Below are 25,118 nucleotides of genomic sequence, written 5' to 3' on the forward strand. Positions count from 1 at the left end.
TGTCGCCGAGTGCACCTAGACTGGGCAGGTGGCCGGCCGAATACCTGAACGCGATGTTGCGGCCATTCGTGAACGCACTCGCATCGAGGACATCGTCGGGGAGTACGTCGCGCTGAAGGCGCCTCGCGGCGATTCGATGAGCGGTCTGTGCCCGTTCCACGACGAGAAGAACCCGTCGTTCCACGTGCGGCCCAACCACGGCACGTTCCACTGCTTCGGCTGCGGTGAGGGCGGGGACGTCTACACGTTCCTGCAGAAGATCGAGCACATCACGTTCGTCGAGAGTGTCGAGCAGCTGGCGGACAGGCTGAGCTACTCCATCTCGTACGAGGGCGGCGGCACGTCGGTCCAGCGCGATCGCGGAACACGTGCGCGTCTCGTCGCTGCGAACGCCGCTGCCCAGCAGTTCTATGCCGAGCAGTTGCAGTCCGCCGAAGCGCAGCCTGCGCGTGACTACCTCACGCAGCGCAACTTCGACGCGGCCGTGGCCCAGGAGTTCGGCTGCGGTTTCGCGCCCAGTGGCTGGGACACACTGACCAAGCACCTGATGAAGAAGGGCTTCGAGTTCAAGGAACTCGAAGCGGCAGGGCTTTCCCGCGAAGGCAAGCGCGGTCCGATGGACAGGTTCCACCGCAGGCTGCTCTGGCCCATCCGCAACCTCTCGGGCGACGTCATCGGCTTCGGCGCGCGCAAGATCTTCGACGACGACACCATGCCCGGCAAATACGTCAACACGCCGGAGACGTTGCTGTACAAGAAGTCTCAGGTGCTGTTCGGGCTCGACCTGGCGAAGAAGGACATCGCGAAGAGTCACCAGGCCGTCGTGGTCGAGGGTTACACCGACGTCATGGCGATGCACCAGGCCGGCGTCAAGACTGCCGTCGCCTCGTGCGGCACGGCGTTCGGCGACGAGCACCTGGCGCTGCTTCGCCGGCTGTTGATGGACGACAAGTTCTGGCGCGGCGAGATCATCTACACCTTCGACGGCGACTCGGCAGGCCAAGCGGCCGCGATGAAGGCGTTCTCCGGTGACCAGAAGTTGGCGGGGCAGACGTTCATCGCCGTCGCGCCCGACGGCATGGATCCGTGCGATCTACGCCTCGAGAAGGGCGACGCGGCCGTCCGCGACCTCGTGGCCCGTCGCACTCCACTGTTCGAATTCGCCATCCGCGGCGCCCTGTCGGAGTGCAACCTCGACACCGCCGAGGGCCAGGTCGAGGCGCTTCGTCGCGCTGTTCCGATGGTCGCTCAGATGAAGGACCGCGCGCTGCGCGACAACTACGCGACGCGACTGAGCGGGTGGGTCGGCTGGATCGACGAGCGCATGGTGGTCAACCGTGTCCGCGAGGAGGCCGCGAAGATCGCCAAGGGTGGCGCTCCTGCTCCGTTGCGTCGACCCGTCCGCAGCACCGAGACCGAGGACGCTGCGCCCGTCGGACCGGCGCACCCCAAGCGCGACGACCCCACGCTGTGGCCGCAGCGCGAGGCGTTGAAGGCCGTCATGCAGCACCCCGGCATCGCCGGCTCGGTGTTCGATTCGCTGCCCCCCGAGACGTTCGGCCACCCCGCCTATGCCGCGGTGTCGGACGCTGTCCGCGAGGCCGGCGGCACCGCGGCCGGGCTCGGAGGAGGGGAGTGGCTCGACGCCGTCGGCAAGAAGGCGGAACCCAAGGGTCTTCGCTCCCTGGTCACCGAACTCGCCGTCGAATCGATGCCCATTTCCGACGAGGCCACGACCCGGTACATCTCCGGAGTGCTGGCGCGGCTACAGGAGGTCTGGGTGGGGCGGCAGGTGGCCGAGCTGAAGTCGAAGCTGCAGCGGATGTCACCGATCGACAAGCCCGACGACTACAACGCGCTGTTCGGTGACCTCATCGCACTCGAGCAGTACCGCCGCAGTCTGCTCGAGCAGGCCGTCGGCAGCACCACGGACGCGGAGTTCCCCGCCGTCTAGAGCTTGTCGTGCGGGATGTACAACTGCGTGTCGTCCACTTGCTTCATCGGCTCGAGCTTCGGCTGCGTGCTGAGGCTGTCGGAGAGCTTCTGACGGCCCGCGGACACGATCTTCTTGGTCGCCGGGCTCGACGCGACCGCCTTCGTCGCGCGGCTGATCTGTTCGTAGCGCGCACGCCCTGCCTTGGTGCCGAGCACGTATCCGGCGGCTACGCCGGCCAACATTCCGATCATGTGAGCGTGGATCCTTTCGAGACGTCTCCCCATATCCTGCCCGACCGCACGGACATGTGCCGTGGGCGGGGGGCGCACAGCCTGGCGAGATCCACCGGCATGTACGGCAGTGCCTCCGACCAGCCGATTTGGTGGTGTGCGGGTGTGATGAGCTAGAGTCTGTTCTCGGTCGAGGACACATCCGCAAGGGTCAGTTCGAGGCCACGAACATTCCCCCATAGCTCAATTGGCAGAGCATTCGACTGTTAATCGAAGGGTTTCTGGTTCAAGTCCAGATGGGGGAGCGCCTGAGACCCCCGATCATGCATCCGAGATGCGGTCGGGGGTTTTCGCGTTCTCAGCCCCGTGGTGGGCACGAGTCAGGTTCGCGACGACAGCTCCGGTGTTTCAGAAGGCAGACCGTCAGAGCGGGCCCCTACTGTCGATGCGATGAGCTCCAGATCTTCGACGTGGCAGGTGCCGGCGCAATGGTGGCGGCGCGGCGAGGCTGTGCACGGTCGGACACCGACGCCGGCGCCATCCAAGGCGACACTGAAACCTGAGGCGATCGACGGTCTCATCGAACGGGTCGCGGACCAGTTCGATGTCGTCCTCGATCATCCCGCGACACCGCCGGAGTGGGCCCATGCTGCCCGCGCGTTCGTTGCAGGCCACCACTCGCCCACGAAAAACGTGACGCCACTCGCGGCGGCAGCGGCGTGGATGGTGTCGACCCAGCACAATCAATACAAGATGCGAACACCTTTCGTCGTGTACTTGATCGGTCGATTCGGGGCCGCGTTCGCCGCAGAGGCTGTCGTCGTAGCAGCGGGGATGACCATCGAATATCACCCGAGTCCACAACCTAGGACCATGGCCACCAGTTCCCTCAGCCACCGAGTCGGGATGGACACGGTCAATTTCTGGGTCGACGACGCCTACAGCCGGATGCGGTCGGCGCTCGCCGCACTCTCGGACGACGAGTACGCGGCAGTGGTGGAACGACTCGCGGAGTTTCGCGGCTCGTGCTTCGCGCGTCGCATCGCGACGTCATTCCTGTTGCCGACCGAACCCGACTGGGTCGCGGCCGATCTGCAGAAGTCGTTCCAACTCGACCGCTATCAACGGAGTATCGGCCTCGTCCTGCTTGCCAGTGTCACCGACGTGGCTGCCGTCGAGACCGCGTTCGAGCTGGTCGAAGACCGTGCCCGAGCGATTTGGAATGTGGGCATCTACCCGCGCCTGCTTCACGCCATGTGTGCCAACATCGGCCCGGGGTTGGAGCCGATCGTGGGTGAGTTCTTCGACGGTAATCTTTCGTCCGCCAACAAGAAGCGGTGTGCCGAAATTCTCGCGGAATTCGACACGGACGCGGGGTTGTCGGAACTGTTGGACCGGTTGGGCAGCAAACACATAGAACCTGCTGTCCTCGACGCAATGGACCGTGCACCCGAGCGGGCGGCGCGGATGTTGGCGGAGTCGGACAGACCGCTCGCTGCGTCTCTGCTTCGCGATCTGTACCGAACACACCCTGAACTTGCCGGACCCGAGTCTCGGAACGAGCCGACCACGCTGTCTGCGAATGCCGTTCCCACACTTCTGGCGTCGCCGCCGTGGCTCGAGCCTCGGAAAGCGTCAGCCCCCGTCGTGATCGACGTCGACGAGCCTTCGACGCCGCTCTTCACGACTTGGTTGCCCGGGGAGCGGGAGGAATGGGCAGTAGCGGGCACACCGTATCCACCGTCTGTGTGGCGAAAGACGTGGGCGGACTTCATCAAAGAAGTGACCGATGGGCACGGGCGATATCCACTGAACTACGTCGCACACGCACCGGACGACATCATCCGTCCCCTACTTCCGACGATCACCGAGTCTTCCTACCTCTGGCAGGCGGAGGGCGACTTGCGGCGAATTCTGGGTCGATTCGATGTCGACGCAGCGGATTACATACTGCGAACAGTGATCACCAAACCAGCGCAGACCGCGCACGTCCTCCTACCGGTGGGCGGCAGCGCTGTGGCCCGTCGGATGGTGAACTGGTTGCAAGCGAGGTCGGTGAGGGCGAGCGCTCTCGAGTGGTTCGACCGGCACATCGACTCGGCAGCGCCCGACGTCGTCGCGTCGGTGCTGCGCCAGAAGGGTGCGCCGCGACTGACAGCGGAGAAAGGCATGCGCACGTTGGCCCGGCGTGGTCACCGCGACGTATTGGTCGCTGCTACTGAGCAATTCGGGCCGAAAGCGAGCGCCGTGGTGGCCACGATCGTGGACCTCGACCCGCTAGCGGTGCTGCCACGGACCATCCCGACGACTCCGGCGTGGCTCGACCCCGCGTTGTTGCCGCCGCTCGTTCTGACGGACACCGAGGCGCCCCTACCCGCAGATGCCGTGCAGAACGTTCTCGTCATGTTCGCGATGTCGCGGATGGACGAGGTCTATGCCGGGATCGACATCCTGCGCGACCTCGCCGACGCGGATGACCTTGCCGTGTTCGTGTGGGACGTCTTCGAACGATGGGCGGCGGCAGGCTTCCCCGATGCTCAGAATTGGGCGTTGGACGCACTGGGGATCGTTGGCACCGACGACACCGCGCGGAGGCTCACACCACTGATCCGAACGTGGCCGCTCCAATCCGCACACCGCAGGGCCGCAGCAGGATTGGAAGTTCTGGCAACGATCGGCACAGACGCAGCACTCGGCCATCTGTGGACTATTTCGCAAGCTTTGCGGTTCCCGGCGCTGCGAGCGAAGGCCGATACCCGCATCCGGCGCATCGCCGACGAACTGAACCTCACGCCACTCGACCTCGCCGACCGCCTGGTTCCGAACCTCGGACTCGACCCTGACGGCACGACCACATTCGACTATGGCGACCGCTCGTTCGTCGCGACCTTCGGCCACCGCCTGAGCCTGATGATCGTGGACCGCGACGGCAAGACCCGCGACCGTCTTCCCCGCCCGGGACAACATGATTCGGATTTCGCCCGTGAGGAGTACAAGCGGTACACGACTCTGCGGAAGGACCTCGGCGCGGTATCCGGCGAATTGATCGCACGGTTCGAGAAGGCGATGGTCGCCCACCGAACGTGGCGCATGGGCCAAGTACGTACCCACCTGGTCGCGCACCCGTTGACGTGGCATGTCGTGAGCAGGCTCGTCTGGTCTACCGGCAGTGGCACGCACTTCCGATTCTCCGATCTCCGGTCGCCCATCGATGCCGATGGTGCCCACGTCGAGATTGCAGATGAGGTCGACGTCGCGGTGGTGCATCCCCTGTCGATGGGTGACGCGGTGCAGACCTGGCGGCACGTGCTCGACGCCGCGATGGTGCAGCAGCCGTTCGAGCAGGTGCACCGGGCTGTCTTCACTGGTGACGTGCAGGCTGCCATCGCCCGGCTGGAGGGAACGAAGGCATCGACACGGCAACTGCTGTCGTTGAAACTCCGCGGGTGGATTCGAGAGGAGCCTCAGGACAAGGGCGCGCAGATATCGTTGGACAAGCGCGTCGCGGATGCCGTGACCGTCTCGATCATGGTCTTCCCGGGCTTCAACGCCGCCCAGGCTGCGTTCTCGGAGATACAGAAAATTGTCTACATCGCGATCAGTGATGACGAGCTGACACCGATCGACGCGTCCGAACTGCAGCGTGATCTGTCGACGATCGACACGCGGCCGATCCGAGGAGACGAGCCCGAGTTGCGGGGCGAGCCGTGAATGCCAGAAACCCGTGAGCAGTGAGTCGTTAATTTCACTTAACGCACCGTAACTCTCGAATCGCCAGTTCAGCACAGTTTTTATCCGCGACCGTGTCGGACGCGGGTTTAAGCTGCGGATATGGACCCCCGAACAGCCGAAACGACCCCTGCGACCCCTTGGACGGCTATCTCGGGTCCCTCTGAGGGCACGGCAGCGCCTGCAATTCCCGTGGCGGTGGCGCGCACGCATCGCCGCTGCGGTGGAATCGTCTCGGTCGGCCGGCACCCGTCGCGCCTACGCCTCCGGGTGGCGCCGCTTCACCGACTGGTGCGCCCGCAACGGGCACGTCCCGCTGCCGGCGCACCCCGTCACCGTCGCCGCTTACCTCGTCGATGCTGCTGACACTGTCACCGCGGCGGGAGAGAGGGCCTACGCCGCCAGCACTCTGTCGGCGTGGGCGTCAGCAATCAACCACTTCCACCAGACCACCGGGAAAACCTCGCCCACAGGCCATCACCTCGTTGCGGCTGCGCTGGCCGGCATCCGCCGGCAGTACGCCACCGCCGGCGATCGACCCCGCACCCAGCGAGCGCCACTCCTCGTCTCCGACATTCGTCACCTCGTCGATACCGCCCGCGGCCAGTGCGACGGGTGGGCGGACGATGTGTACGAACGCCGCGACAGCGCGTTGCTGCTCCTCGGGTTTGCCGGCGCGTTCCGCCGCTCCGAATTAGCCGACCTCGAATGCCGCGACGTCAGCCTGCACCGCGAGGACGGATGCACACTCGCTTCCGTAGGACCAAGACCGATCAGGAAGGTCGCGGCATCCTTCGAGCTCTTTCGACGACCGAATCGCACACCACGTGCCCGCCCTGCGCGTATGTGCGGTGGGTGCAGGTTGTGGCAGCCTTCGCCGCCGGTGGGCCCCCTTCCGTCATCCGGCTGCTCCGCAACCGGGACCCGTTCGACGATCATCTGTGCCGCGGGGGAGTGCCCCGCACCACGGCGCGGGCACCGCTGTTCCGGGCCATTGCCAAAAACGGCAACCTCGGCACCACGCACCTTTCCGGTGCCGCCATCCAAAAGACCGTCCGACGCCGCGCCGAACGCGCGGGCTACAACCCTGCTCTGGTCACGCAGTGGTGGACACTTCCTGCGTGCCGGGTTCGTCACCCAAGCCTCCCGCAACGGTGCCGACGCCCACGCCATCATGCGTCAGACCGGTCACACCACACCCGCCATGCTGGAGCGCTACGCACGCCAGAACGCACCCTTGATGGGCAACGCAGTTGTTGATAATGTTCTTTGAATACTTTTGATCTGGAAAAGCGGTGGGACCGGGCAACGAATACGGGATTCCGCTGACGCTGTTTTCCGGTTATCAGCAGTCAGAGGCCAGGGCGCTTCTTCTCCGGCTCCAGCCCATCGATAAGGGTCATCGGTATCACTAGCCTATTCGAAACCTCATCGAGCCTCTTAAGTAATCCGGCATTGCTGGTGAGTTTGGCGACAACCCAGCGCGCGAGCATGCATGCGACTGCGACAATATAGGTCGACTGGTAGTGGTAACCGTACTGCTGCGTATGCCTGATGTGCAGGCCCTCCGTGCCCCGTTCGAGGAATGCAGTCACAGCAGCATGGGTGACGTGGACGTGCTGTGACAGGATGTGGTAGCTCATTTCTAAAAACTCATTTTGATCGACATCACGAAGCATGTTCATAAACTTCGGCAGTTGCTTTCCTGGCGGCGGCGGTTTAAGCGCTACGACTTGTTGGGCAAGCTCGTCGGTGTCAAGCCACGCAGCCAAGTTCTTGAAGTGATTAATACGGTCGTTGGCGATTGCTGATTGGAATCGGCTAACACCTCCGTCGACGGTAAAGACCCATTGTAGAGTTACGGCGTGCTCGATCGCTGCACGTGCCAGTACCACGGCTTCTGCCACGAGTCCGGCGCTGGACAAGCGGAGATATGCGTCGCTATACCCCATCACGCGGGCGACAAGTCCGTATAGTAGTAAGAACTCTTCTTCGTGGACCCGGTTGACTTCGAACTCGTCGGTATCTCGCAGATGAGCGATGCACTCCTCGATCCACACTTCGAGCGCTGTCAGATCGGGGCTGTTGCTCATCCTCAGATCATAGAGTGCGAGACCGACACGTCGGCCGGGCGCGACAGCTCCAAACCTGATCACCGGGGCGCCGTGGCACCGTCCGAACGACGATCGGAGCGTGGCCCGTCGCCGCAGGGGCGCCGATCTTCGCGTGTTCGACGATGGCGTTTCAAGGCAAGGCAATGTTATTTTGACAGGTGACAGCTCTAGTGTGGGATCCATCCCGCGCGGAGGCGCGCCGCACGACCAAGACCAGTCCTCAAGTCGAAAGTTCAGGTAGCAGATGTCGGGTGACCTTGTATCGATTCTAGATGCGGCGAAAACGGAGACTGTCAATGTTCTAGCGCGAAACCCGCCTGTAGAAGATGTCGAACCGGAGGACTTAGACGCAGATCAACTACCCGACGCGGACGATACGACTTGGTTCCGGTTGAAAAATGTAGTGACGGTTTTCGCTGATCTGAAAAGCTCGACGCAGTTGGGTATTGGAAAACATGCCGCTAGTACCGCCGCTATATACAGAGCAGCGACAGGAAATGTTGCCCAAATTATGAGTGGGCTCGACGCCGACTTTATCCAGATTCAGGGCGATGGCGTGTTTGGATTGTTCTGGGGCGACAAGGCCTTCGAACGGGCGGTGTGCGCTGGGATAACGGTCAAGACGTTCAGTGAAGAAACTCTTCAGCCCAAACTTGAGAGCAAGTGGGAGGACGCGCCTAAGACGGGATTTAAGGTTGGCGTTGCATCGGGGCGGGTACTTGTCAAGAATATTGGAACGCCGAAAAATGAAAACCAGCAGGAGCCAGTGTGGGCTGGGAAGCCTGTGAATTATGCAGCAAAGGCTGCTCAACAGGCTGATCGAAATGAGCTGATTGTTACAGGAACGGTCTGGCTTGCGATAGAGGACAATGATTACTTAACCGTCTCCTGTGTGCATGGTGACGGCCAAGCGGCATCACCCACTACTCTGTGGGAGGACGTCGAGATCGTAAAGCTCGGCCATGATGTTGACGATTCAGCTGGCCGACTTTTGAAAGCGACTTGGTGCAAACACTGCGGACCGAGCTTCATGCAGGCAATACTCGAAGGAAAGAAGGCGCGCGACGAGACCGATGAGGTGGTCGAGTCATCGAGCGAACATTCGGCGCAGTTCGATGCAAAGCGGGCGAACCTGCATCAACTTGCACATCAACGGGGTATGCGATTTATACGCAAATCCCGAAGGCGGAGGTAGTGATCTAAGTGACCGAACCTGATGCTCACGAGCCATGTTCCGGGACTGACGACGCGTGGAAAGCTTTGAGCCTCGTCAATGATTGGATCCGTCATGCGGATACCAAGGTAGGCGTCACTCTGGCTACATCAGGTGCGGTCGGGGTGATGCTCTACAATCTGGTTAACGCTCTGTCAAAGCACGGTTCGGGTTGCGCATACATCGCCCCGTTGGGGTGCGCGCTTTTGCTGCTGCTGACCGTTTTTTTCTGCGCCTCTGCACTAAACCCACGGATCAACCCTGCGGATTCTGTCGCCGATCCCGAGACGCTGAAGGTGCCGAGTCATCTGTACTTTGGCGTAATCTCTACGCATTGGAAACGCGAGCAGTACGTCCGTGAGTTCAATGAGTTGATGGTCAATCCCGATGCGCTAGTGCGAGAAATTGCCAGCCAGGTGCATGTAAACGCACAAATTGCGTCCGACAAGATGGCAGCGACGAAGCGTGCAATCTGGATGTTGACGTCTGCCGTTGGAGCTTTGGCGGTAACAGCCTTAGTGGTCCTTATTCAAGGCTAGTCTGCGGGGTCTAGTTATCAGTTGCCGCCTGTCCGCTAGTCATGGCCATATCATGAATCTATTTCATATCAACGTGAGCCGATCTAATGTCCATGACGTCCATCCTCTATGAAGTCACCCTGGACTATTTAGGTGCGTCCGCGGTAGCTGAACGACGGTGCGGTAGCAGCGATTTTAAGGCCCGACGAGTGCATGCGACACCGCGCGCCGGCCTCAACATAGGCGAAGGCCGTGCTCGCGATCTACTGGCCGAGTCCGCCGTTACCAGATGATGCGCGCGGGCGTACTCCCGTGGGCGCAAAGCAAGATGGTTTGAGCAAGCAAAGCCCCGGTCACGGCTGGCGTGTACCTGGCTCGAGAGTCTGCGTTCCAGATCGAGCCAGTCCGAGGTTCGTTCAATCGTTGCCACCGATCAGAACCCTTGCATTCAGTCGTTTGCCATTGGGTTGCTGACATCAATGTGTTTCAGCGGTCCAGTTGTCCGGGGGATAGACCGGCTCCGGCGCCGTCGGTACCCAGTCCCTGATCGTCTGAAGAACGTCGGTATAGAAGACGTCGACAGCAGCGGTGACGCTGGGACGAACCCCGACGCGGTACCGGATCTTTTGCTTCCCATCGTGGTGATGCGAGTCAGTGAGAACTTCATGATGTGCCCCTGGCGACCCTCGGTAAGCGCTTTTGGCGTGGCGCGAACAGTCGCCAGAGTTTCGCAGGCACCTAGGCAGTGTTCCGAGATCATTGCCTCTACGAGTAGATCCTCGGGCGCCGATCCGAGCTGCTTTACGATCCAGGACAGTCGCTTGGTCGTGGAGCCTTCGTCAGGAGCGGTGATGGTCGTCTGGCACTTGACTCGGTTCGCCCTGAGGTCGACGCTGACTTCCAGGCCGCCCGCAGTTCCCGAAACGACGCGTCGAGTGTCCCCTCCGCCGCGAGTTCGTCGACAAAGACCGCGGCCCTCTGAGTCGGATCGTCCACCAGCCGCCGCTGCAGAAGGTGGCGCAACGGCACGCCGAGTTCAAGCGGTGAGGCGCTGGGAGAGGTATCTAGAGAGGCTCAGCCACTTGTCAGCGACGAACGACACCTTCTTGTCGCCGGCACGCAACGTGCAGGCGGCAATGCCGTACCGCACACTCACCCAATGTGGTCCCATGTCGACGAAAACCGCCGCACCTGACCGTGGATGCGCGAGGTAGAGAACGAACCCCCTGGAATGCACGCTTCGAGACCGTCTTCGATACCGCCGTGAGTCCCGGAGGTCGACCTTGGTGAGCTTGCGTCTGTCGGCCTCGACAGGAAGGTCTCCCACACCGGGAGGTACGTCGTTAGACAGGCCGACGACAACGTCGTACGTGTGGCGCCGGGCAACGTCCAGGTAATTCTAAAGTTGGTCTCGGCGCAGTTCGCCGGTACCCGTCGTCACTTCGAGCAGCGCCGTCCACACCTTGGACCCTCGGGTGACACGAAGGACGGCGTCCGTAATGACCATAGTTTCGCCTTTCGTGAACGGAACTTCGACGTAGCCTTCGAACCGGCCGGCAGGTGCGCCGACACGTCCGCTTACTTCGCACGAAGGGCTTTACGGCTCGCATGATGGCAATGTGCGCCCGATACGTACCAACCCGGATGTTCTCCCGTAATGTCTTGTATGTGAACAGATCCTGGACCATGCGAGCCACCGTCGTCTGCGCCGCGTTCTCGGCGGTTCTCCTCGGTGTGCCGGGAGTGGCGTCCGCCCACCACCGAGAATTCACGCCGTTCCCTTACAACGTTTCGTTGGGCAGAGAATTGTCTCTGCCGTGCGCCGGCGAGGTGGGCGGCGACGTCTTCACTCCGCACGACCGGCCGGGCGTCGCGGTGGTCACCCTGACCTGGCGGACGTTCTTCACCAGTAACTGCGGGCTTACCGTATTCGTCAACATGAACAACTTTGACGCGCCACCGGTCGATCCGTACAGCGGCGCCAAGCCGACGGGCGGCTCCTGGGCGGTTCAGCTGAACTCCACTCGAGTAGGTGCAGTTCCGCCTCCGGGCGTCGAGTGGACCAAGCAGATTGCGATCGACATCGGATCCGGCAATGCCGGAATGACCCTGACAACGGACTCCCCGTTGAACACCACGTTGTTGGACCCCGCTGGAAACACAGTGCGCTTTACGGTCCCCTGAAACCCCGCGGTGTGCAGTTCAGGTAGGTCTGCTGTCCACCGGGAGTCACCGTTCGAAAGCTGATGCTGTGTGGACCCTTTGCGCGCCATCGCCGTCGGATAGCGGCAGGCAAGACCGGATGGCGTACTGCTTGCGCAGCGCCCGCCGCTAAGTCCACTTCGCACAGCCCGCAAATCGCCGCGCGCTGCGCCCATTGAGGACTGGTTGAAAATCTTGCAGACTGCCGTGCGCCCCGCGGACCGGTTGTCCGTACGACGCGGTTTCGATGTGGCACGTTCTGTCTCGGCGTCAACGCCTAGAGGGCAATGCCCCACGCAGAGCCGCGGCGAGCAACAGGGCACCCGACCCCACACCGGCAACGAGGTCGACCCACATCGCCTCGGCGCCACCGAAGGCGAGCGCCAGGCCGATGAGGCCGAGCACTGTGAGCCCTCCACCCAACAACAGGAAGAGGCGCACTCGCCACAGCCGTCCCAGCGCGAGGAAGTGCACACCGACCACGACGGCGACCCAGGCGACGCCCGCCTCGGGATGGTCCAGGGGGCCGGCGATGATCCTGATGCCGGCGAACAGGGCCACGACTTCGGCAGCGACCACGATCCAGTAGCCACGGCCGAACGGCTTCAGCGTCGGGGGCGTCGGATCGGCGGGCAACCGGACGAGTGCGGCGACGATCGCGATCACCGTGAGTGCCGTCGCGATCAGGAGCACCGCACGGAGAGCGCCCGGCGACGACGCCGAATTGACGACGACGAAGACGGTGCCGAATACGCCGCCGATCACCGACCCGAGTTTCTGTGGGGGCAGGCGGCGGCGAGTCGTCATGGCCTCAGTGTGACGTGTTCACGGACCGTTCGGTCACTTTTGTGCGCTGGGGGACTGTTGTGGAGTGAAATACATTGCCCTCCGAATCGTCTTTGGGCTCGCGCGCGATGCCGAAACGCCACATCAGCGGCCCGACGAGGCGGTCGAACAACGCGGGAACGAGTGAGTACCCGGCGGAGGCGAACTTGTTCACCAGGCCGAAGACCGCGTCGGCGTCACGTTCGCGCTGCGGTCGCTTCACCACCGCGGCCACGGCGCGGGCGATGACCTCGGGCTGCGCGACGGGTGGCGGAGGTGAACCTGCTCGCCCGACCACCGTGGCCGCCTGCGCGTAGATGGGTGTGTCGACGGCGCCGGGTGCGACGGAACTGACGTGGACGCCCGGGTACTGCCGAACTTCCTGCTGCAGAACGCGAGTCAACCCTCGCAGACCCCACTTCGACGTGACGTACGTGCCCATCCACGGGACGGCGATGCGCCCGAGCAAGGATCCGATGACGACGAGGTGCCCGTGCTCTTGGTCGCGGAACACCGTCAGTGTCGACCGGGCGACGTTCGCGGAACCGATGAGGTCGACGTCGACGGCATGGTCGAAGACCTCGGCCGGGGTATCGAGGAAGGTGCCGTAGGACATGACGGCGGCGGAATGGACGCAGACGTCCAGGCGACCGAACTGCTCGACGACTTCGGTGACCACCTTGGTCACGTCGTCGCCGCGTACGACGTCGACAGGCTTCACGGACACAGCCGCTGCACCTCGCTGGACGCACTCGTCGGCGACTGTAGCCAGCGCGTCGCGGCCACGAGCACACAGGACGATGGACCAGCCGCGTTCGGCATAGAGGTGAGCGGTGGCGCGGCCGATGCCGCTGGATGCGCCGGTGATGAGGATGGTTCCGGCGGAACGTTGGTCGGGGGACGTGTTCGACTGGGTCATAGAAACACCTCTGAGGTCGACGCGAATCCCACACAGGGGCCGCGTCAGTGGAGTCGTAGGTCGTAGACCTGACAAGGTGACGCCGGTTCTTGACGCCGTCGACGCCGGCCGAAGAAGCAACGGCGTCCGAACAGATGTACCCGGTATTCGGAGCCGGTCACGTGCCGAGATGCGACGAGGGGAATTCTTCTCGCGCTGCAAGGCGTTCCCGGCCGAATCCTGCGGGTGCGTACACCCGTCGACGTGAGCGCACACCCCTCGCTGCATGCTGCGAAGGGTGTGCGCTTCACGCCGGCTGTGTGCACACCGGCTCAGCGCAGGACCACGTCAGCGGGGTGACGAGTCCTCGCCGTGAGACATGCGCAGCGCGCGGCCGCGCTCGATGTGCTCGCGATCGGTCTCCTCGTTCTTGTCCGACACACGGGTGTCCCGAGGGGGCAGTTGCAGATGGTCCTCGGCCTCGATGCCGGCTTGGAGTTGCCGGCCGCGCTCGAGCTCGGAATCGAGCTCAGCACCGAAGAGCAGAGCCAAGTTCGTGATCCAGAGCCACAGCAGGAAGATGATCACGCCGGCAAGTGAGCCGTACGTCTTGTTGTAGCTGCTGAAGTTGGCGACGTAGAAGCCGAACAGAACCGAGGCGAGGATCCACACGACGATCGCCATCCCGGCACCGGTGCTCACCCAGCGGAACTTCGGTTGCTTGATGTTGGGTGTGGCGTAATAGAGGATCGCCACGGCAAGGATTATCAGCACGAGGACGACCGGCCACCGCGCGATGTTCCACACCGTCAATGCAGTGTCGCCGAGGCCTATCGCGTCGCCTACCGCCTTCGCGATGGGGCCGCTCACCGCCAGCATGAGACCTGCGGTCGCCAGGCAGATCAGCCCGATCAGCGTCACGAGCAGCATGATGGGCCGCAACTTCCAGATCGGCCGACCTTCCTCCACCTCGTACATCCGGTTCATCGCTCGGCCGAACGCGCCGACGTATCCGGACGCCGACCACAGTGCGCCGGCGAGACCGATGACGAGTGCGAGACCGGCGGTCGGAGCCTGCACCAATTGTTCGACCGGTCCGCGCAGGGTGTCCACTGCGGACGACGGCCCGAGGTCGGAGACGATGTCGAGCACCGAGTTCACGGTCTTCTCACCCTGCCCGAACACGCCGAGAAGAGACACGATGGCGAGGAGTGCGGGGAACAATGACAACACCGCGTAGTACGTGAGGGCGGCAGCCAGATCGGTGCACTGGTCCTTCGAGAACTCCCGTGCCGTCTTCCGGAGGACGTAGAAGAACGACGGCTTCGTCAGGTCGGTGGGGGACTCGGGCTTGCGGGGGTCGTCGGGATCCGCGTGAGCCGGATCATCACCCGTGCGTGGCTGTTGGGTCATGGCCTCTCGGCTACCCGTCATGCCATTCCACAAACCGCTGCGCGGGGAGTGTGCTGGGCTGACGTCGAACAGAACATCCTGGTGACGGAGATGTACAGCTCGTCAGACTTCCATCTCGTAGATGATTTCCAGCCCGTCCTCGTCGTCCCACTGCTCGCCCACCGCACCGAATGCGAAGCGACCGATCAGGCCCAGCGATGGCGCGTTGGTCGGGCTGATGGTGGCGCGAACCGTATGTACATCCTCATGCCGCCGGGCAACGGCGAGAAGAGTCTCGACGGACCGTAGTGCCCAACCCTGTCGACGCATGGCTGGGTCGACCCGATACCCGATCTCGACCATTCCCGTCTCGTCGGGGGCACTGTGGAAGCCGGCCGCGCCGGCGGCGAGAGCGTGAATCACGGTCGAGGGTACGACGTCGAGGTGTAGCCGTGACTCCGTGGGCTGAGGGTGACACCACGGGGTGCCTGTCATCGTCATTCTCGCGGGCCCGCCTCCACAGGTGGAATCGGCATCGATGCTGACGGCGGTATCAGCGGCCAGGGGAGCACTGTGAGGTGTGGCCACACCGACACCCATCGAGCCGCTTTGGCCTCGTAGACGTGGCGCATCGGCACCCGCGGATTCGGTCTGATCACACCGGCGAAGACGTCGTCGAAACCGTGCGGGGCGTACACCTGACGTGTTCCTGCCGAATTCGTCCTGATCCCGAAACAGCACGTGGTGGAGACGAAATGGTCGATGGCATCTTCGCTGCTCGTGAACGGCCGGATCGCCGAGCCGAAGTGCTCTTCGTACCAGAGGTGGACACGCGCCTGGTTGCGCACTTCGACATCGACCCCCCAGGTCGTCGAACAGCGCGGCGGCGCGGCGAATCACTCGGTCCTCGGCCTCGTAGGACAGGTCCGAATCGTCGAAGTAGAAGAAGTCGTAATCACGGATGCCCGTGTGCGGGGCGTTGCCGGCGACCTGGTTCCACACCGTCTGGAAGAGTCCGCCGGCGGTGAGGTACCACTCCGGTACCTCGAGACGTCGAGCGCGATCGAGAATCTCCGTCACGACGGGGTTGGTGTCCACGGCCGCGAGAAAGAGGCTTTCGTTCACCGAGAAATCGTAGGGGGTCGGGCTCGGTCAGGCGGACAGTGGCGGGGTGGGGGCGTCGGCAACTTCGTGAACTCCGCGGACGAACTCGGCGAGAGCGTCCCGCGCGGTGTATCGGGGAGTCCACCCCAGCTCGTCGTGTGCTCGCGAGGAATCCATGATCGGTAGGCGCAGAACAGCATCGAACAAGCCGGGGTCCGTCGGGACGACGCGCGCGGTGAACAGCGCATCGAGCGCCGCGCGGACTGCGAACGTCGGGACGGGTACCAGCTTGGCGTTCAGGACGTCGGCGAAGGTCTCCGGCGTGATGACGGGTTCGGCCGCCAGGTTGAACGGCCCCGATACCTCCCGTACCGCTGCTTCGGCGAAAGCCCGTCCGACGTCGTGCGAATGAACACCCTGGAACACCAGGTTCCGGATGTTCGGGAAAATCGGCACCAGGGACGGTCGAACCAGCCGGGCCGGCACGAACGGGCCACCGAACAGGCGGCGTTGCTCTGTTGACGCCGACGCCTCGAAGACGAAGGCAGGGCGCATGCGAACCACCCGCATGTCCGGATTCTGCGTCTCGACGCGATCGAGAACCCTTTCGAGGTAGGACTTCTCACGCGTGTACGCCGCGCCCTGCCAGCCGTGCGTCGGCCAATCTTCGCTCACACGAGTCTTTTTCGAGCCGGGGGTGTAGGCGCCCACCGACGACGCGTGCACCAAAGCCCCGACACCCGCGGCGGCCGCGGCATCGAAGACGTTCATTGCACCGACGACGTTGACATCCCAGGTGTGCACCGGGTTGCGGGACGGCTGGAACTGCCACGCCAGGTGGACGACGACATCCACACCGTCGAAGATCGGAGTCAGATCGTCGCGCGCGATGTCGGCCTCGAGAAATGTGGTGCGCGGCGGGTTCCAGGCAGGTGTGCCGTTCGTCGTATGCGGTGCTCGGCGAGCGATGGCGCGGATCGCGGCCACTCGATCATCGGCGGCCAGCGCATCCACCACCGAGGTGCCGAGATTTCCTGTCGCTCCGGTCACGGCCACTGTGAGGCCACGCTGTTCACCCATGCCTGAGCGGTACCCGTCGCCCGCACAGCCAAACGGGACGTGTCAGCGTCGAGCCTTCTCCCGGTACATCGCATTGTCGGCCCTACGGATGAGAAGGCCCAGGTCAGGGGGATCGGGGCCGGGAGTCCACACCGCGACGCCGATGCTGACGGACACCGCCGCTGTCGACGACTCTGCCTGCGCGACGGTCCCCAGATCGACTGCGTCCGCCCGGTCGGCGCCGGGGAGAACGACGACGAACTCGTCGCCTCCCACCCGAGCGATGATGTCCTGGCCTCGGAACGACTCGGTGAGCGCGTCGGCAAGTCGAACCAGTGCAGCGTCACCCGCGTCGTGACCGGACAGGTCGTTCATCTCCTTGAGTCCGTCGACATCGAGGTAGAGGACGCTGACCGGAAGTGCATGCTCCCGACACGAGTCCAGGTCGACCGCCGCACGGCGGGTCAGACCCCGACGGTTCAGCAGTCCGGTCAGCTCGTCCACGTGCGACAAGGAATCGGCGGCGGCTCGCGCCTGCTCGACCAGGCGGTACTTCTCGGACAGTAGGTCGATGGTCTTCATCCGAAAGAAGTGGATGACGGCCACGACGAGAACGGTGCGGACGATAGACACCGCGAACGTCTCCACGCTCACGTCCGTGCCGTGTGCGACGGCCAGAGCGATCCACGCCGAGACGGCTGCGGTGGTGAACACGACGATGTGCGTCCGACGCTGTAGAACGCCGGCGAAGGCCACGATGGCCAGGACGAGTCCGAACGCGGGATACGCCGACCCGGCGCTCGCGTATCCGAGAACCGGGCTGGCGACGATCATGATCGCGGACACCAGTGTCACGGTGTCGGTGTGGCGGTAGAACAGGCCCGCCCTCGCCGTGTGGAGCGCACACCACGTCGCCGCCGATACTGCAGCTACTCCGAAGGTGTATGTCTTGGACCACCATGTGAAGTCGTAGTCACCGGCCGACACCATCCACACGAATACCGTTCCGAAGAGCACCGTGCACAGGGCCGAGATCGTGGCAAGCCCCTGGACGATGACGAGGTCCGACCGGACAGGGTCACCGTCGTGTGCTGTCGACCGCCATACCTCGCGGGAGTGGTGCGCACGGTCCGACCACGATCGAACTCCGATGCTTCTCACACTCTCGACCGTCCTCGTGACCAGCCCCCGAAGCCTGCTGTACGAGGAACCTACGCGACGCGATCACCGCGCGGAGCACATCGACAGGACGGCCGGCGTCAGGGGGCGTCGGTGAGGTATCCGCCGCCGTGCGGGAAGAATTCCACGGCCGGAACATCGCGGCCGTCGTCGGTCCTGACGACGTCCACGACCAGGGCGTGATTGCGTCCGAGATGAGCGTTCGGCCCGGCGACGATCGCCATGCCGTCGCCCTCGTGGATGAAGATCCGGCCCGGTGTTCCGCCATAGATGCCCTCGGAGACATGAGCCTTCACGATGCTGATACGTCGGCCCCGGTGGTGCGTCCACGCCGACGGGTACGGGTCCGACTGCGCACGCACCAGACGGTCGATGTCGTCCGCGGGCCACCTCCAGTCGATGCGACTGTCGATGTCGGCGCGCTTGTGGAAGAACGTGCGCTGGGCCAGATCCTGCGGGGTCCATGACGCGGTGCCGTCGGCGATGGCGTCCAGGGCCTCGGTGAGCACCTCGGGGATGAGGTCGATCGTGGCCTGCACCAACTGCGTCGCGGTGTCGCGCGGTCCGATGGGGACGGCCCTCTGGACGACGACATCGCCGGTGTCCAATTCGTCGTCCATGCGGTGCGCCGTGAGACCGGTTTCCGACGCGCCGCTGATCAGGGACCAGATGACGGGGGAGAAGCCGGTGAAGCGCGGCAACATCGAGTCGTGCAGGTTGAGCGTTCCGTGCGGCGGCAGGTCGTAGATGTCGCGCGGGAGCTTGGTGCGCCAGTTGTTGGCCACGATGATGTCCGGCTGCGCCTCGGCGACGGCTGCCCTCATCGCATCATCGGGTCGGAGCGCAAGGTGAACCGGGATGTCGTGCTTCCGCGCCAGCTCTTCCACCGAGTCGGACCAGATCGACTCGTAGGAATGCTCGCTGGGCGGGTGGGTCACGACGAGAACGACCTTGTGCTCCGACTCGACGATGCTCTGCAGAGTCTTGTGTCCCCAGGTCTGATAACCGAACATAGCCACGCGCATGCTGGTTAGCCTAACCTTGCTCGCGGCGTCCGTGGTGTCAGCCCCTGAGGACCACCGGAACACCCTGGTAGGGCTGCAGAATCATCGGGAAGCTTCCCAACTCGTCCACGACGGCGATGTCCTGATCGGTGAACAGGTCGACCACCGTGGCACCACCCGTCAGGTGCTTGGACTGCACCGTCGCGTGGATCTCGTCGCCGGTGAAGTTGAGCACCGTCGCCGAGATGGTGCCGTTGCCCAGCTGATGCACCAGCACCAGAAGCCCCTTGTGGGACACCGACGGAACATCGAGCTGGGTTGCCGTCGCGATGCCGTACCGCTTGCGCACGTCCAGAATCCGGGCGAGTTGCCGTGCGAACGACGACGAGTCCTTCATCTGTTCGGGCAGCGATCCGTACAGGCTTCTGCCCCGTGGAATTCCGGAGTCCGATCGCGTGGCATCGGGTGAGCTGTTCATCAGGTCGTGTGCGCCACGGTTGATCCAGCGCGTGTCGCCCTCACGAATCAGGTCGGCGACTTCTTCTGCCGGGACGGGGAGAATTCCGGTGAGGTCCCATCCGGACAGTGCGAAGACGCCCGGCTGCAGCGCGTTGTACATCGCGAGCATCAGGTGAGCCCGCTTGACGGTCTCGATGTCGGTCTCGTCCATCCGGTCGAGATCGCGGATACCGAGCGACGCCGTGATGACCGACGCTGTGGTGCAGGCGATTCCGTTGTTGGTGAACGTACGGTTGTACGGAGCCCAGCGTCCGGTCAGCCGCTCGCACAGCTCCGCCCGGATCTGATCGCCCAGATCGCTACCCTTGATCACGTCGCCGCCGTAGGAGAACTCGTCCTCGCGGTGCAGGGTGGCGAAGTGCACGAGCTCGAACGTCATCTCGTCGTGGTTCTGCAGAGCGTGCACCAACGACGCAGTGTCGACGCCGTGATCCCGCGCGAGGTTCATCGTCAGTCGGAGGAACTCCGTGTTCCCCATGACGAGCGCATGGTGGTACGCGGGCCGGTTGATGAAGTCGTACGACAGGTCCGCGCCGCTGCTTCCCATCGCCTTGATGTCGTCGATGGTCAGGTTCAGCTCCTGGAAGGTGAACCCACCCATCTTGCGCACGATGCTCGAGATCAGGTGGTTCGCTGCCTCCGACAGGGGATGCCCCTCGGACCACCCCGGACCTTCGGTGCGGCGTTCCACACCCAGGAAACCGTTGGCGTCCAAGCGAAGTGCGCCCGCGCCCAGGTCGGCGATGGAGTGGCACGCATCGCCGATGACGAGGCGCATGCCGGCGAACGAGGGGTCCAGCCAGTTGATGGACGGCTGCCCTGCCTTGAAGTAGTGCAGGTAGACCCAGCGACGTTCGACGCCGTCGACACCGCGGATGACGGGCGTCGCACTCCAGTTGGTCTCCTTGACGCCCATCTCGTAGAAGATGACTCGCTGCAGCTGCCCGACGATGTAGCCGGCGCGCGCGAGATTGGCCTCTGCTTCGGCGTCGATGTTGACCGAGTCCTGCCCTGCGCGGACGCGGGGGAGCAGATGCCAGTCCTGCTGCTCGATCTCCACCATGTGGTAGATGCCGGGGTAGTCGGAGACGTTCATCTCGGCGAGCCGGAAGTCGGCGCCCTTGCCGGTGTGACCCGGAACGATGTCGTCGATCACGATGCCTTCGTACGCCGAGGCGACGACGCACAGCCGACGGAACTCCTCCTCGGAGCCGAACGCCGGATCGATCTGCATGCTGACGCGGTCGAAGTGGCCGTCCACGGACGGAGTGGCATGCCAGCCGTGCAGGCCGCCGGCTTCCTTCACGGGGCCCGTGTGCACTGCGGTGATACCGATGTCGGAGAACACCTGCCACAGGTCCTCGTCCCCGAGCGTTCCGAGGAAGCTCTGGCCGGGCGCGGCGATCAACGAGATCGGGTACGCCGTGAACCAGACGGGCGCACGCTCGACGGCGGCGCGCGGGTTCGGGTCGGCATACGGGTTCTGCCACATGCTGCCTTTACCGGACAGCTGTTCGGCGATGAGTTTCGCGTCCTGGAGCATCGAGCGCTCGACGAGCCACGAGACGTACTCCGGGTTGGAGGCGTCGGCATCACCGTGCGGCAGTTCGGTCGCGGATCGATAGGCGCGACGAACCGACGGCTTCAGCGGCCTGGGTCGGGCCGGGTAGAAGCTCTCGTCGTAGGTGATCTCGCTGGGTTCGTGCTGGACTTCCGGATCCACAGTTCCTCCGTTGTGACAGGACGCGCGGACATGTCTGATCGGGACGCTCCCGTCGCGCGCACGAGTGTCGAGCGATGCCTGCACGCCGTCCGGGGAACTACCCGAGGGTCGACGGATCGAAACGTCTCCACGAATCGCCGACCGCGCTCGTCAGCCTACGCACGACGGGGGCGGTTTCGCCGGACACGGGCGTGCAGCGGAGCCACTGTGTGATCGAATGGAGGTATGGACAGCGACGGTCGGGCCGAGGGTGGTCTGACGCCTGCGCGTCTGGGAGAGATCGTGGGCTCGCTCGGACGCCGGTTGGAAGATTCGGACCAGCTCGGTGAGCTGCTGCAACGGTCGGTGGACGTCGCACACGACGTCATCGGTGGGGCCGACAGTTGCGGCGTGACAATCGATTACGCAGGAGCCACCTACACGGCCTGCTACACCGACAGTACGACCCTGGCCGTCGACGAGGCGCAGTACGAGACCGGGGAAGGTCCGTGCCTCGAAGCGTCCCGGACGGGGCAGACCATAGTGGTCGACCTGAACAGCAGCGAGCAGCGGTGGCCGGCGTTCGCCGAGGCAGCTCGGACGGAGGGTGTGCGCTCCTTCCTCGCGTCACCCATCAGGACGCTGGACGGGATCATCGGCTCCTTCAACCTCTACGGGTCGGCCAGCGACGCCTTCGACGGCATGGACGCGGACATCCTGGACACGCTGACCACCGCGGTGGGACGCGCGGTAGGCGAGCATGCCCGGTACAGCGACGCCGAGTCGACCGTCCGTGACCTGCGCAGCGCCATGGCTCAGCGTGCACCGATCGAGCAGGCCAAGGGAATCCTGATGGCCATGCGCGGGATAGACGCGGACTCTGCCTTCGCCGTGCTGTCCGACGACGCCCAGCGCCGCAACATGCGTGTCCGCGACGTGGCCCGTGAGTTCGTCGAGAGCGCGACGAAACGCAACGACGCCACTCCCTCGACGGACAGCGGCGCGGCCGAACAGGGTCGCTAGCCTGCTCGACGCTCCAACAGCATCGTCGTCATCTCCGACGCGCTGGCGGGGTGCGCCAGCCAGAACCCCTGGGCCAGGTCGCATCCGCTGTCACGGAGTCGGTCGAGCTGGACCTGGGTCTCCACACCTTCGCCCACGACCGCGACGTCGAACGCGTGGGCCAGCGACACGATGGCGGTGACGATGGCTTCGGATTGCTTCCCCGGCATCGCCTGGATGTAGGTCTGGTCGATCTTGAACGCCTCGATGACCGGGTACCGGCTCAGGTAGGTGACGGAGCTGTGGCCGCTCCCCAGATCGTCGAGGAGGATCGACACGCCCATGGCGTGCAACTCGGTCAGCGCGTCACGCACCTGCGCAGTGTCGGCCAACCACACCGTCTCGGTGATCTCGAGGCCCAGCCGTCCGACGGGCAGACCGGAGCTGGAAAGGATCCGCGCCACACTGTCCACGAATCCGGGCTGACGCAACTGCAGCGCACTGACGTTCACCCGCACGCCGACGTCGGAGATGGCCTGCCACTCGGCAGCCTGGACGCAGGCGGTGTGCAGAGCCCACAGACCGAGGCTGTTGATCTGACCGGTGCGCTCGGCGATCCGGACGAACGTCTCGGGACTGACCGAGCCGAGTGTGGGATGTTGCCACCGCGCCAGGGCTTCGACCGCCGTGATGCGACCGGAGGCGATGTCGAAGATCGGCTGGTACGCAAGGGTGAGGATCTGGCTGTCCAGCGCGGTCCGCAGATCGGCCGACAGAGCCAGCTGATGCCGACGGTGCTCGCGATCGTCCGTGTCGAAGAGCGCGGAATTCCCGCGGCCGGTGTCCTTGGCCCGATACATCGCGACATCCGCGCGGCGGATGAGCTCGTTGCCCAGGACATCTCCGTCGGCGAGTGCGACGCCGATGCTGGCGGTGATACGCAGCTCGTTGTTGTCGACGACGATGGGCGCGCGTACCGCATCCGCGTAGAGCTGAGCCACGATCAACGACTCCTCGGCGTCGGCGATGTTCTCGCAGACGGCCACGAACTCGTCGCCCCCGAGCCGGGCGACAGTGTCCCCGGGACGCGATGCGCGGGTCAGTCGATTACCGATCGCGATGAGCGTCGAATCACCGGCCTCGTGACCCAGACCGTCGTTGATGGACTTGAAGTCGTCGAGATCGATCAGCATGACGGCCGTCGTCGTCGACTTGCTGAGTCCGCGATCGATCGCGGAATCGATGCGGTCGTAGGCCAGCGCACGGTTGGGAAGCCCCGTCAGCGGGTCGCGAAGGCTGCGATAGCGCAGTTCACTCTCGACACCGACACGCTGGACGGCTGCGGACACCACGTCGGACACCGTGTCCAGGGCGGAGGTGTCGAGCATCGGGTTGTCCATCTGCGAGATGTCCCGGGGTGCGATGTGGAGAGGAACGGTCTCGACGACACCGTCGATCGACGTGCCGTCCGACGCACCGAGGTAGCGGGAATCGACCCCGAGGACCGTCAGCACACCCCACGGGTGGCCGGTGCCGTCGATGGGCACGGCGACCGCATTACCGATCCCGGCCGCGAGCAGGGGGGAGACGTCGAAACGCTCGTCGTCCGGTTGGCCGGTCCACACGACACGGGCAGCGGAACGGATCGCGAAAGCCATGACGGACGCCGGGCCCGGCGAGAACAGATCCGCGTCCGCAGTATCTCCGGTAGTCGCCACCGTCTCGAGGGTCGCGGGCGCGTCGTGAGCGCGGGTGATGATCACGCAGCGAGCGCCGAACAGAGTCGCCAGCGAGTCGGTCGCGGACGACAGCAGCTCGTCCAACCGCCCACGCAAGGCGAGGCGGGACAGCTCCGCGACGACGCGCTGCTCCGCAGCTCTGAAGGTGGACGCGTCCAGAGCCTTCTGCAGGTGATGATCGTCGACGGTCGGGCTCGCCACATCGCGGTGGATGGTGACCACGAGCGAGGAGTCCTCGTCGTGACCGCGGACGGCAAAGGCTGAGGTCGACACGGCCACCCTCTCTCCCAAGGAAGTTCGCAATTCTGTTCTGCCCGTCCACGTTCCGTGGTTGCGCACTGTTGTCAAGATGTGGCGTGTCGACAGAGACGGCGCAGTATCGACAGGGACGAGGACAGATTCCAGCGTGGGGCCGCCGGATGCTCCCGGCAGTCCGGCGCCGATACCCAGCGTCGTGACGGCGTGGGGGTTGGCGTGAACGACGGTTCCGTCCCGGTCGGCGACAAGGACGACGTCGGGCGATCTGTCGAAGATCGCTGCCAGCGTCGACCAGGAGTAGCCGTCTGCCGATCCCAGCGCGGTGAGCGGCGGGATCGATGCGTCCTCTGCGGGTGTCATCGTCGTTCCTTCGGCTCCGCCGTCGGTCCTACCCTTCGTCGTGTCGGTCGAGACTGCTGTCCCGAGAGCAGCCGCCTCCCCGTCACCGATGGTGAACATCGGCGACGAACAGACGGATAGCCCTGTCGATCGTTC

18 protein-coding genes, 1 tRNA gene and 2 pseudogenes are annotated in these 25,118 nt (G+C 64.2%); 8 read left to right on the forward strand and 13 right to left on the reverse strand.

Annotated elements, in window-relative coordinates; translation table 11 throughout:
* The first annotated feature begins 28 nt into the window (after window positions 1-28).
* Window positions 29-1,954: a DNA primase gene (dnaG, locus tag ASG64_RS19230; protein WP_056075622.1), complete on the forward strand. Its 1,926-nt coding sequence runs from the start codon at window positions 29-31 to the stop codon at window positions 1,952-1,954.
* Here the strand turns inward: dnaG and ASG64_RS19235 are convergent.
* A complete protein-coding gene (locus tag ASG64_RS19235; RefSeq protein ID WP_042572838.1) occupies window positions 1,951-2,187 on the reverse strand; it encodes a hypothetical protein in 237 nt (78 codons plus the stop codon). The genes dnaG and ASG64_RS19235 overlap by 4 nt on opposite strands.
* Before the next feature lie 211 nt (window positions 2,188-2,398).
* Here ASG64_RS19235 and ASG64_RS19240 point away from each other — a divergent pair.
* The 3 genes and pseudogenes from ASG64_RS19240 to ASG64_RS22110 all read left to right on the forward strand — a co-directional run bounded on the left by ASG64_RS19240 (window position 2,399) and on the right by ASG64_RS22110 (window position 7,168).
* Window positions 2,399-2,471 (forward strand) — tRNA-Asn (locus ASG64_RS19240).
* A gap of 145 nt (window positions 2,472-2,616) precedes the next feature.
* Window positions 2,617-5,877 (forward strand): DUF4132 domain-containing protein, encoded by a 3,261-nt coding sequence (locus ASG64_RS19245; protein WP_082518511.1) that lies wholly within the window; start codon window positions 2,617-2,619, stop codon window positions 5,875-5,877.
* Between the two features lie 120 nt (window positions 5,878-5,997).
* A pseudogene (locus ASG64_RS22110) lies at window positions 5,998-7,168 on the forward strand (site-specific integrase).
* Between the two features lie 79 nt (window positions 7,169-7,247).
* Here ASG64_RS22110 and ASG64_RS19250 read toward each other — a convergent pair.
* The gene (locus tag ASG64_RS19250) at window positions 7,248-7,988 is read right to left on the reverse strand and encodes a DUF5677 domain-containing protein (RefSeq protein ID WP_056075629.1); all 741 of its coding nucleotides are present in this window, start codon (window positions 7,986-7,988) and stop codon (window positions 7,248-7,250) included.
* 265 nt (window positions 7,989-8,253) lie between these two features.
* On the opposite strand from ASG64_RS19250, the gene ASG64_RS21700 reads away from it, so the two are divergent.
* The 3 genes from ASG64_RS21700 to ASG64_RS19260 all read left to right on the forward strand — a co-directional run bounded on the left by ASG64_RS21700 (window position 8,254) and on the right by ASG64_RS19260 (window position 11,924).
* A complete protein-coding gene (locus ASG64_RS21700; protein ID WP_156388421.1) occupies window positions 8,254-9,204 on the forward strand; it encodes a hypothetical protein in 951 nt (316 codons plus the stop codon).
* Window positions 9,205-9,212: 8 nt separating this feature from the next.
* Window positions 9,213-9,761, forward strand: a complete 549-nt coding sequence (locus tag ASG64_RS19255) for a Pycsar system effector family protein (protein WP_156388422.1) — start codon at window positions 9,213-9,215, stop codon at window positions 9,759-9,761.
* Window positions 9,762-11,426: 1,665 nt separating this feature from the next.
* Window positions 11,427-11,924, forward strand: a complete 498-nt coding sequence (locus ASG64_RS19260) for a hypothetical protein (protein WP_156388423.1) — start codon at window positions 11,427-11,429, stop codon at window positions 11,922-11,924.
* A 288-nt stretch (window positions 11,925-12,212) separates the two neighbouring features.
* Here ASG64_RS19260 and ASG64_RS19265 read toward each other — a convergent pair whose 3' ends face one another.
* The 10 genes and pseudogenes from ASG64_RS19265 to treS all read right to left on the reverse strand — a co-directional run bounded on the left by ASG64_RS19265 (window position 12,213) and on the right by treS (window position 21,645).
* The gene (locus ASG64_RS19265; protein ID WP_056075637.1) at window positions 12,213-12,749 is read right to left on the reverse strand and encodes a hypothetical protein; all 537 of its coding nucleotides are present in this window, start codon (window positions 12,747-12,749) and stop codon (window positions 12,213-12,215) included.
* A 4-nt stretch (window positions 12,750-12,753) separates the two neighbouring features.
* Entirely contained in the window at window positions 12,754-13,686 is a 933-nt protein-coding gene (locus ASG64_RS19270) for an SDR family NAD(P)-dependent oxidoreductase (protein WP_056075640.1), read from the reverse strand.
* A gap of 327 nt (window positions 13,687-14,013) precedes the next feature.
* Complete coding sequence (locus ASG64_RS19275; RefSeq protein WP_156388424.1) at window positions 14,014-15,078, reverse strand: YihY/virulence factor BrkB family protein; 1,065 nt, start codon at window positions 15,076-15,078, stop codon at window positions 14,014-14,016.
* Window positions 15,079-15,180: 102 nt separating this feature from the next.
* On the reverse strand, window positions 15,181-15,480 hold the full coding sequence (locus ASG64_RS22115) for a GNAT family N-acetyltransferase (RefSeq protein WP_235579651.1): 300 nt from the start codon (window positions 15,478-15,480) through the stop codon (window positions 15,181-15,183).
* Window positions 15,481-15,554: 74 nt separating this feature from the next.
* Entirely contained in the window at window positions 15,555-15,905 is a 351-nt protein-coding gene (locus ASG64_RS22120) for a nucleotidyltransferase family protein (protein WP_082518512.1), read from the reverse strand.
* A gap of 82 nt (window positions 15,906-15,987) precedes the next feature.
* Window positions 15,988-16,182: pseudogene (locus ASG64_RS22265) on the reverse strand (nucleotidyltransferase family protein); the annotation flags it as partial.
* 27 nt (window positions 16,183-16,209) lie between these two features.
* Window positions 16,210-17,241, reverse strand: coding sequence for an NAD-dependent epimerase/dehydratase family protein (locus ASG64_RS19290; protein ID WP_056075650.1), 1,032 nt, complete (start codon window positions 17,239-17,241; stop codon window positions 16,210-16,212).
* A gap of 42 nt (window positions 17,242-17,283) precedes the next feature.
* The gene (locus tag ASG64_RS19295) at window positions 17,284-18,381 is read right to left on the reverse strand and encodes a GGDEF domain-containing protein (RefSeq protein WP_056075653.1); all 1,098 of its coding nucleotides are present in this window, start codon (window positions 18,379-18,381) and stop codon (window positions 17,284-17,286) included.
* 98 nt (window positions 18,382-18,479) lie between these two features.
* Complete coding sequence (locus tag ASG64_RS19300; protein WP_056075656.1) at window positions 18,480-19,424, reverse strand: methionyl-tRNA formyltransferase; 945 nt, start codon at window positions 19,422-19,424, stop codon at window positions 18,480-18,482.
* Window positions 19,425-19,461: 37 nt separating this feature from the next.
* Complete coding sequence (gene treS, locus ASG64_RS19305; protein WP_056076291.1) at window positions 19,462-21,645, reverse strand: maltose alpha-D-glucosyltransferase; 2,184 nt, start codon at window positions 21,643-21,645, stop codon at window positions 19,462-19,464.
* A 225-nt stretch (window positions 21,646-21,870) separates the two neighbouring features.
* Between treS and ASG64_RS19310 the strand changes: the two genes are divergently transcribed.
* Entirely contained in the window at window positions 21,871-22,647 is a 777-nt protein-coding gene (locus ASG64_RS19310) for a GAF and ANTAR domain-containing protein (RefSeq protein ID WP_056075660.1), read from the forward strand.
* On the opposite strand, the gene ASG64_RS19315 is transcribed toward ASG64_RS19310, so the two are convergent.
* On the reverse strand, window positions 22,644-24,983 hold the full coding sequence (locus ASG64_RS19315) for a sensor domain-containing protein (RefSeq protein ID WP_162245399.1): 2,340 nt from the start codon (window positions 24,981-24,983) through the stop codon (window positions 22,644-22,646). The genes ASG64_RS19310 and ASG64_RS19315 overlap by 4 nt on opposite strands.
* Window positions 24,984-25,118 lie beyond the last annotated feature (135 nt).

The organism is Rhodococcus sp. Leaf247, from assembly GCF_001426185.1.
GTDB lineage: Bacteria > Actinomycetota > Actinomycetes > Mycobacteriales > Mycobacteriaceae > Rhodococcoides.

Bases quoted from the DNA above. Each gene is read 5' to 3' on its own strand.
- ASG64_RS19235 (WP_042572838.1), bottom strand. From the start codon at position 2,187: ATGATCGGAATGTTGGCCGGCGTAGCCGCCGGATACGTGCTCGGCACC.
- ASG64_RS19245 (WP_082518511.1), top strand. From the start codon at position 2,617: ATGAGCTCCAGATCTTCGACGTGGCAGGTGCCGGCGCAATGGTGGCGG.
- ASG64_RS19250 (WP_056075629.1), bottom strand. From the start codon at position 7,988: ATGAGCAACAGCCCCGATCTGACAGCGCTCGAAGTGTGGATCGAGGAG.
- ASG64_RS21700 (WP_156388421.1), top strand. From the start codon at position 8,254: ATGTCGGGTGACCTTGTATCGATTCTAGATGCGGCGAAAACGGAGACT.
- ASG64_RS19260 (WP_156388423.1), top strand. From the start codon at position 11,427: ATGCGAGCCACCGTCGTCTGCGCCGCGTTCTCGGCGGTTCTCCTCGGT.
- ASG64_RS19265 (WP_056075637.1), bottom strand. From the start codon at position 12,749: ATGACGACTCGCCGCCGCCTGCCCCCACAGAAACTCGGGTCGGTGATC.
- ASG64_RS19270 (WP_056075640.1), bottom strand. From the start codon at position 13,686: ATGACCCAGTCGAACACGTCCCCCGACCAACGTTCCGCCGGAACCATC.
- ASG64_RS19275 (WP_156388424.1), bottom strand. From the start codon at position 15,078: ATGACCCAACAGCCACGCACGGGTGATGATCCGGCTCACGCGGATCCC.
- ASG64_RS19290 (WP_056075650.1), bottom strand. From the start codon at position 17,241: ATGGGTGAACAGCGTGGCCTCACAGTGGCCGTGACCGGAGCGACAGGA.
- ASG64_RS19300 (WP_056075656.1), bottom strand. From the start codon at position 19,424: ATGCGCGTGGCTATGTTCGGTTATCAGACCTGGGGACACAAGACTCTG.
- ASG64_RS19310 (WP_056075660.1), top strand. From the start codon at position 21,871: ATGGACAGCGACGGTCGGGCCGAGGGTGGTCTGACGCCTGCGCGTCTG.
- ASG64_RS19315 (WP_162245399.1), bottom strand. From the start codon at position 24,983: ATGACACCCGCAGAGGACGCATCGATCCCGCCGCTCACCGCGCTGGGA.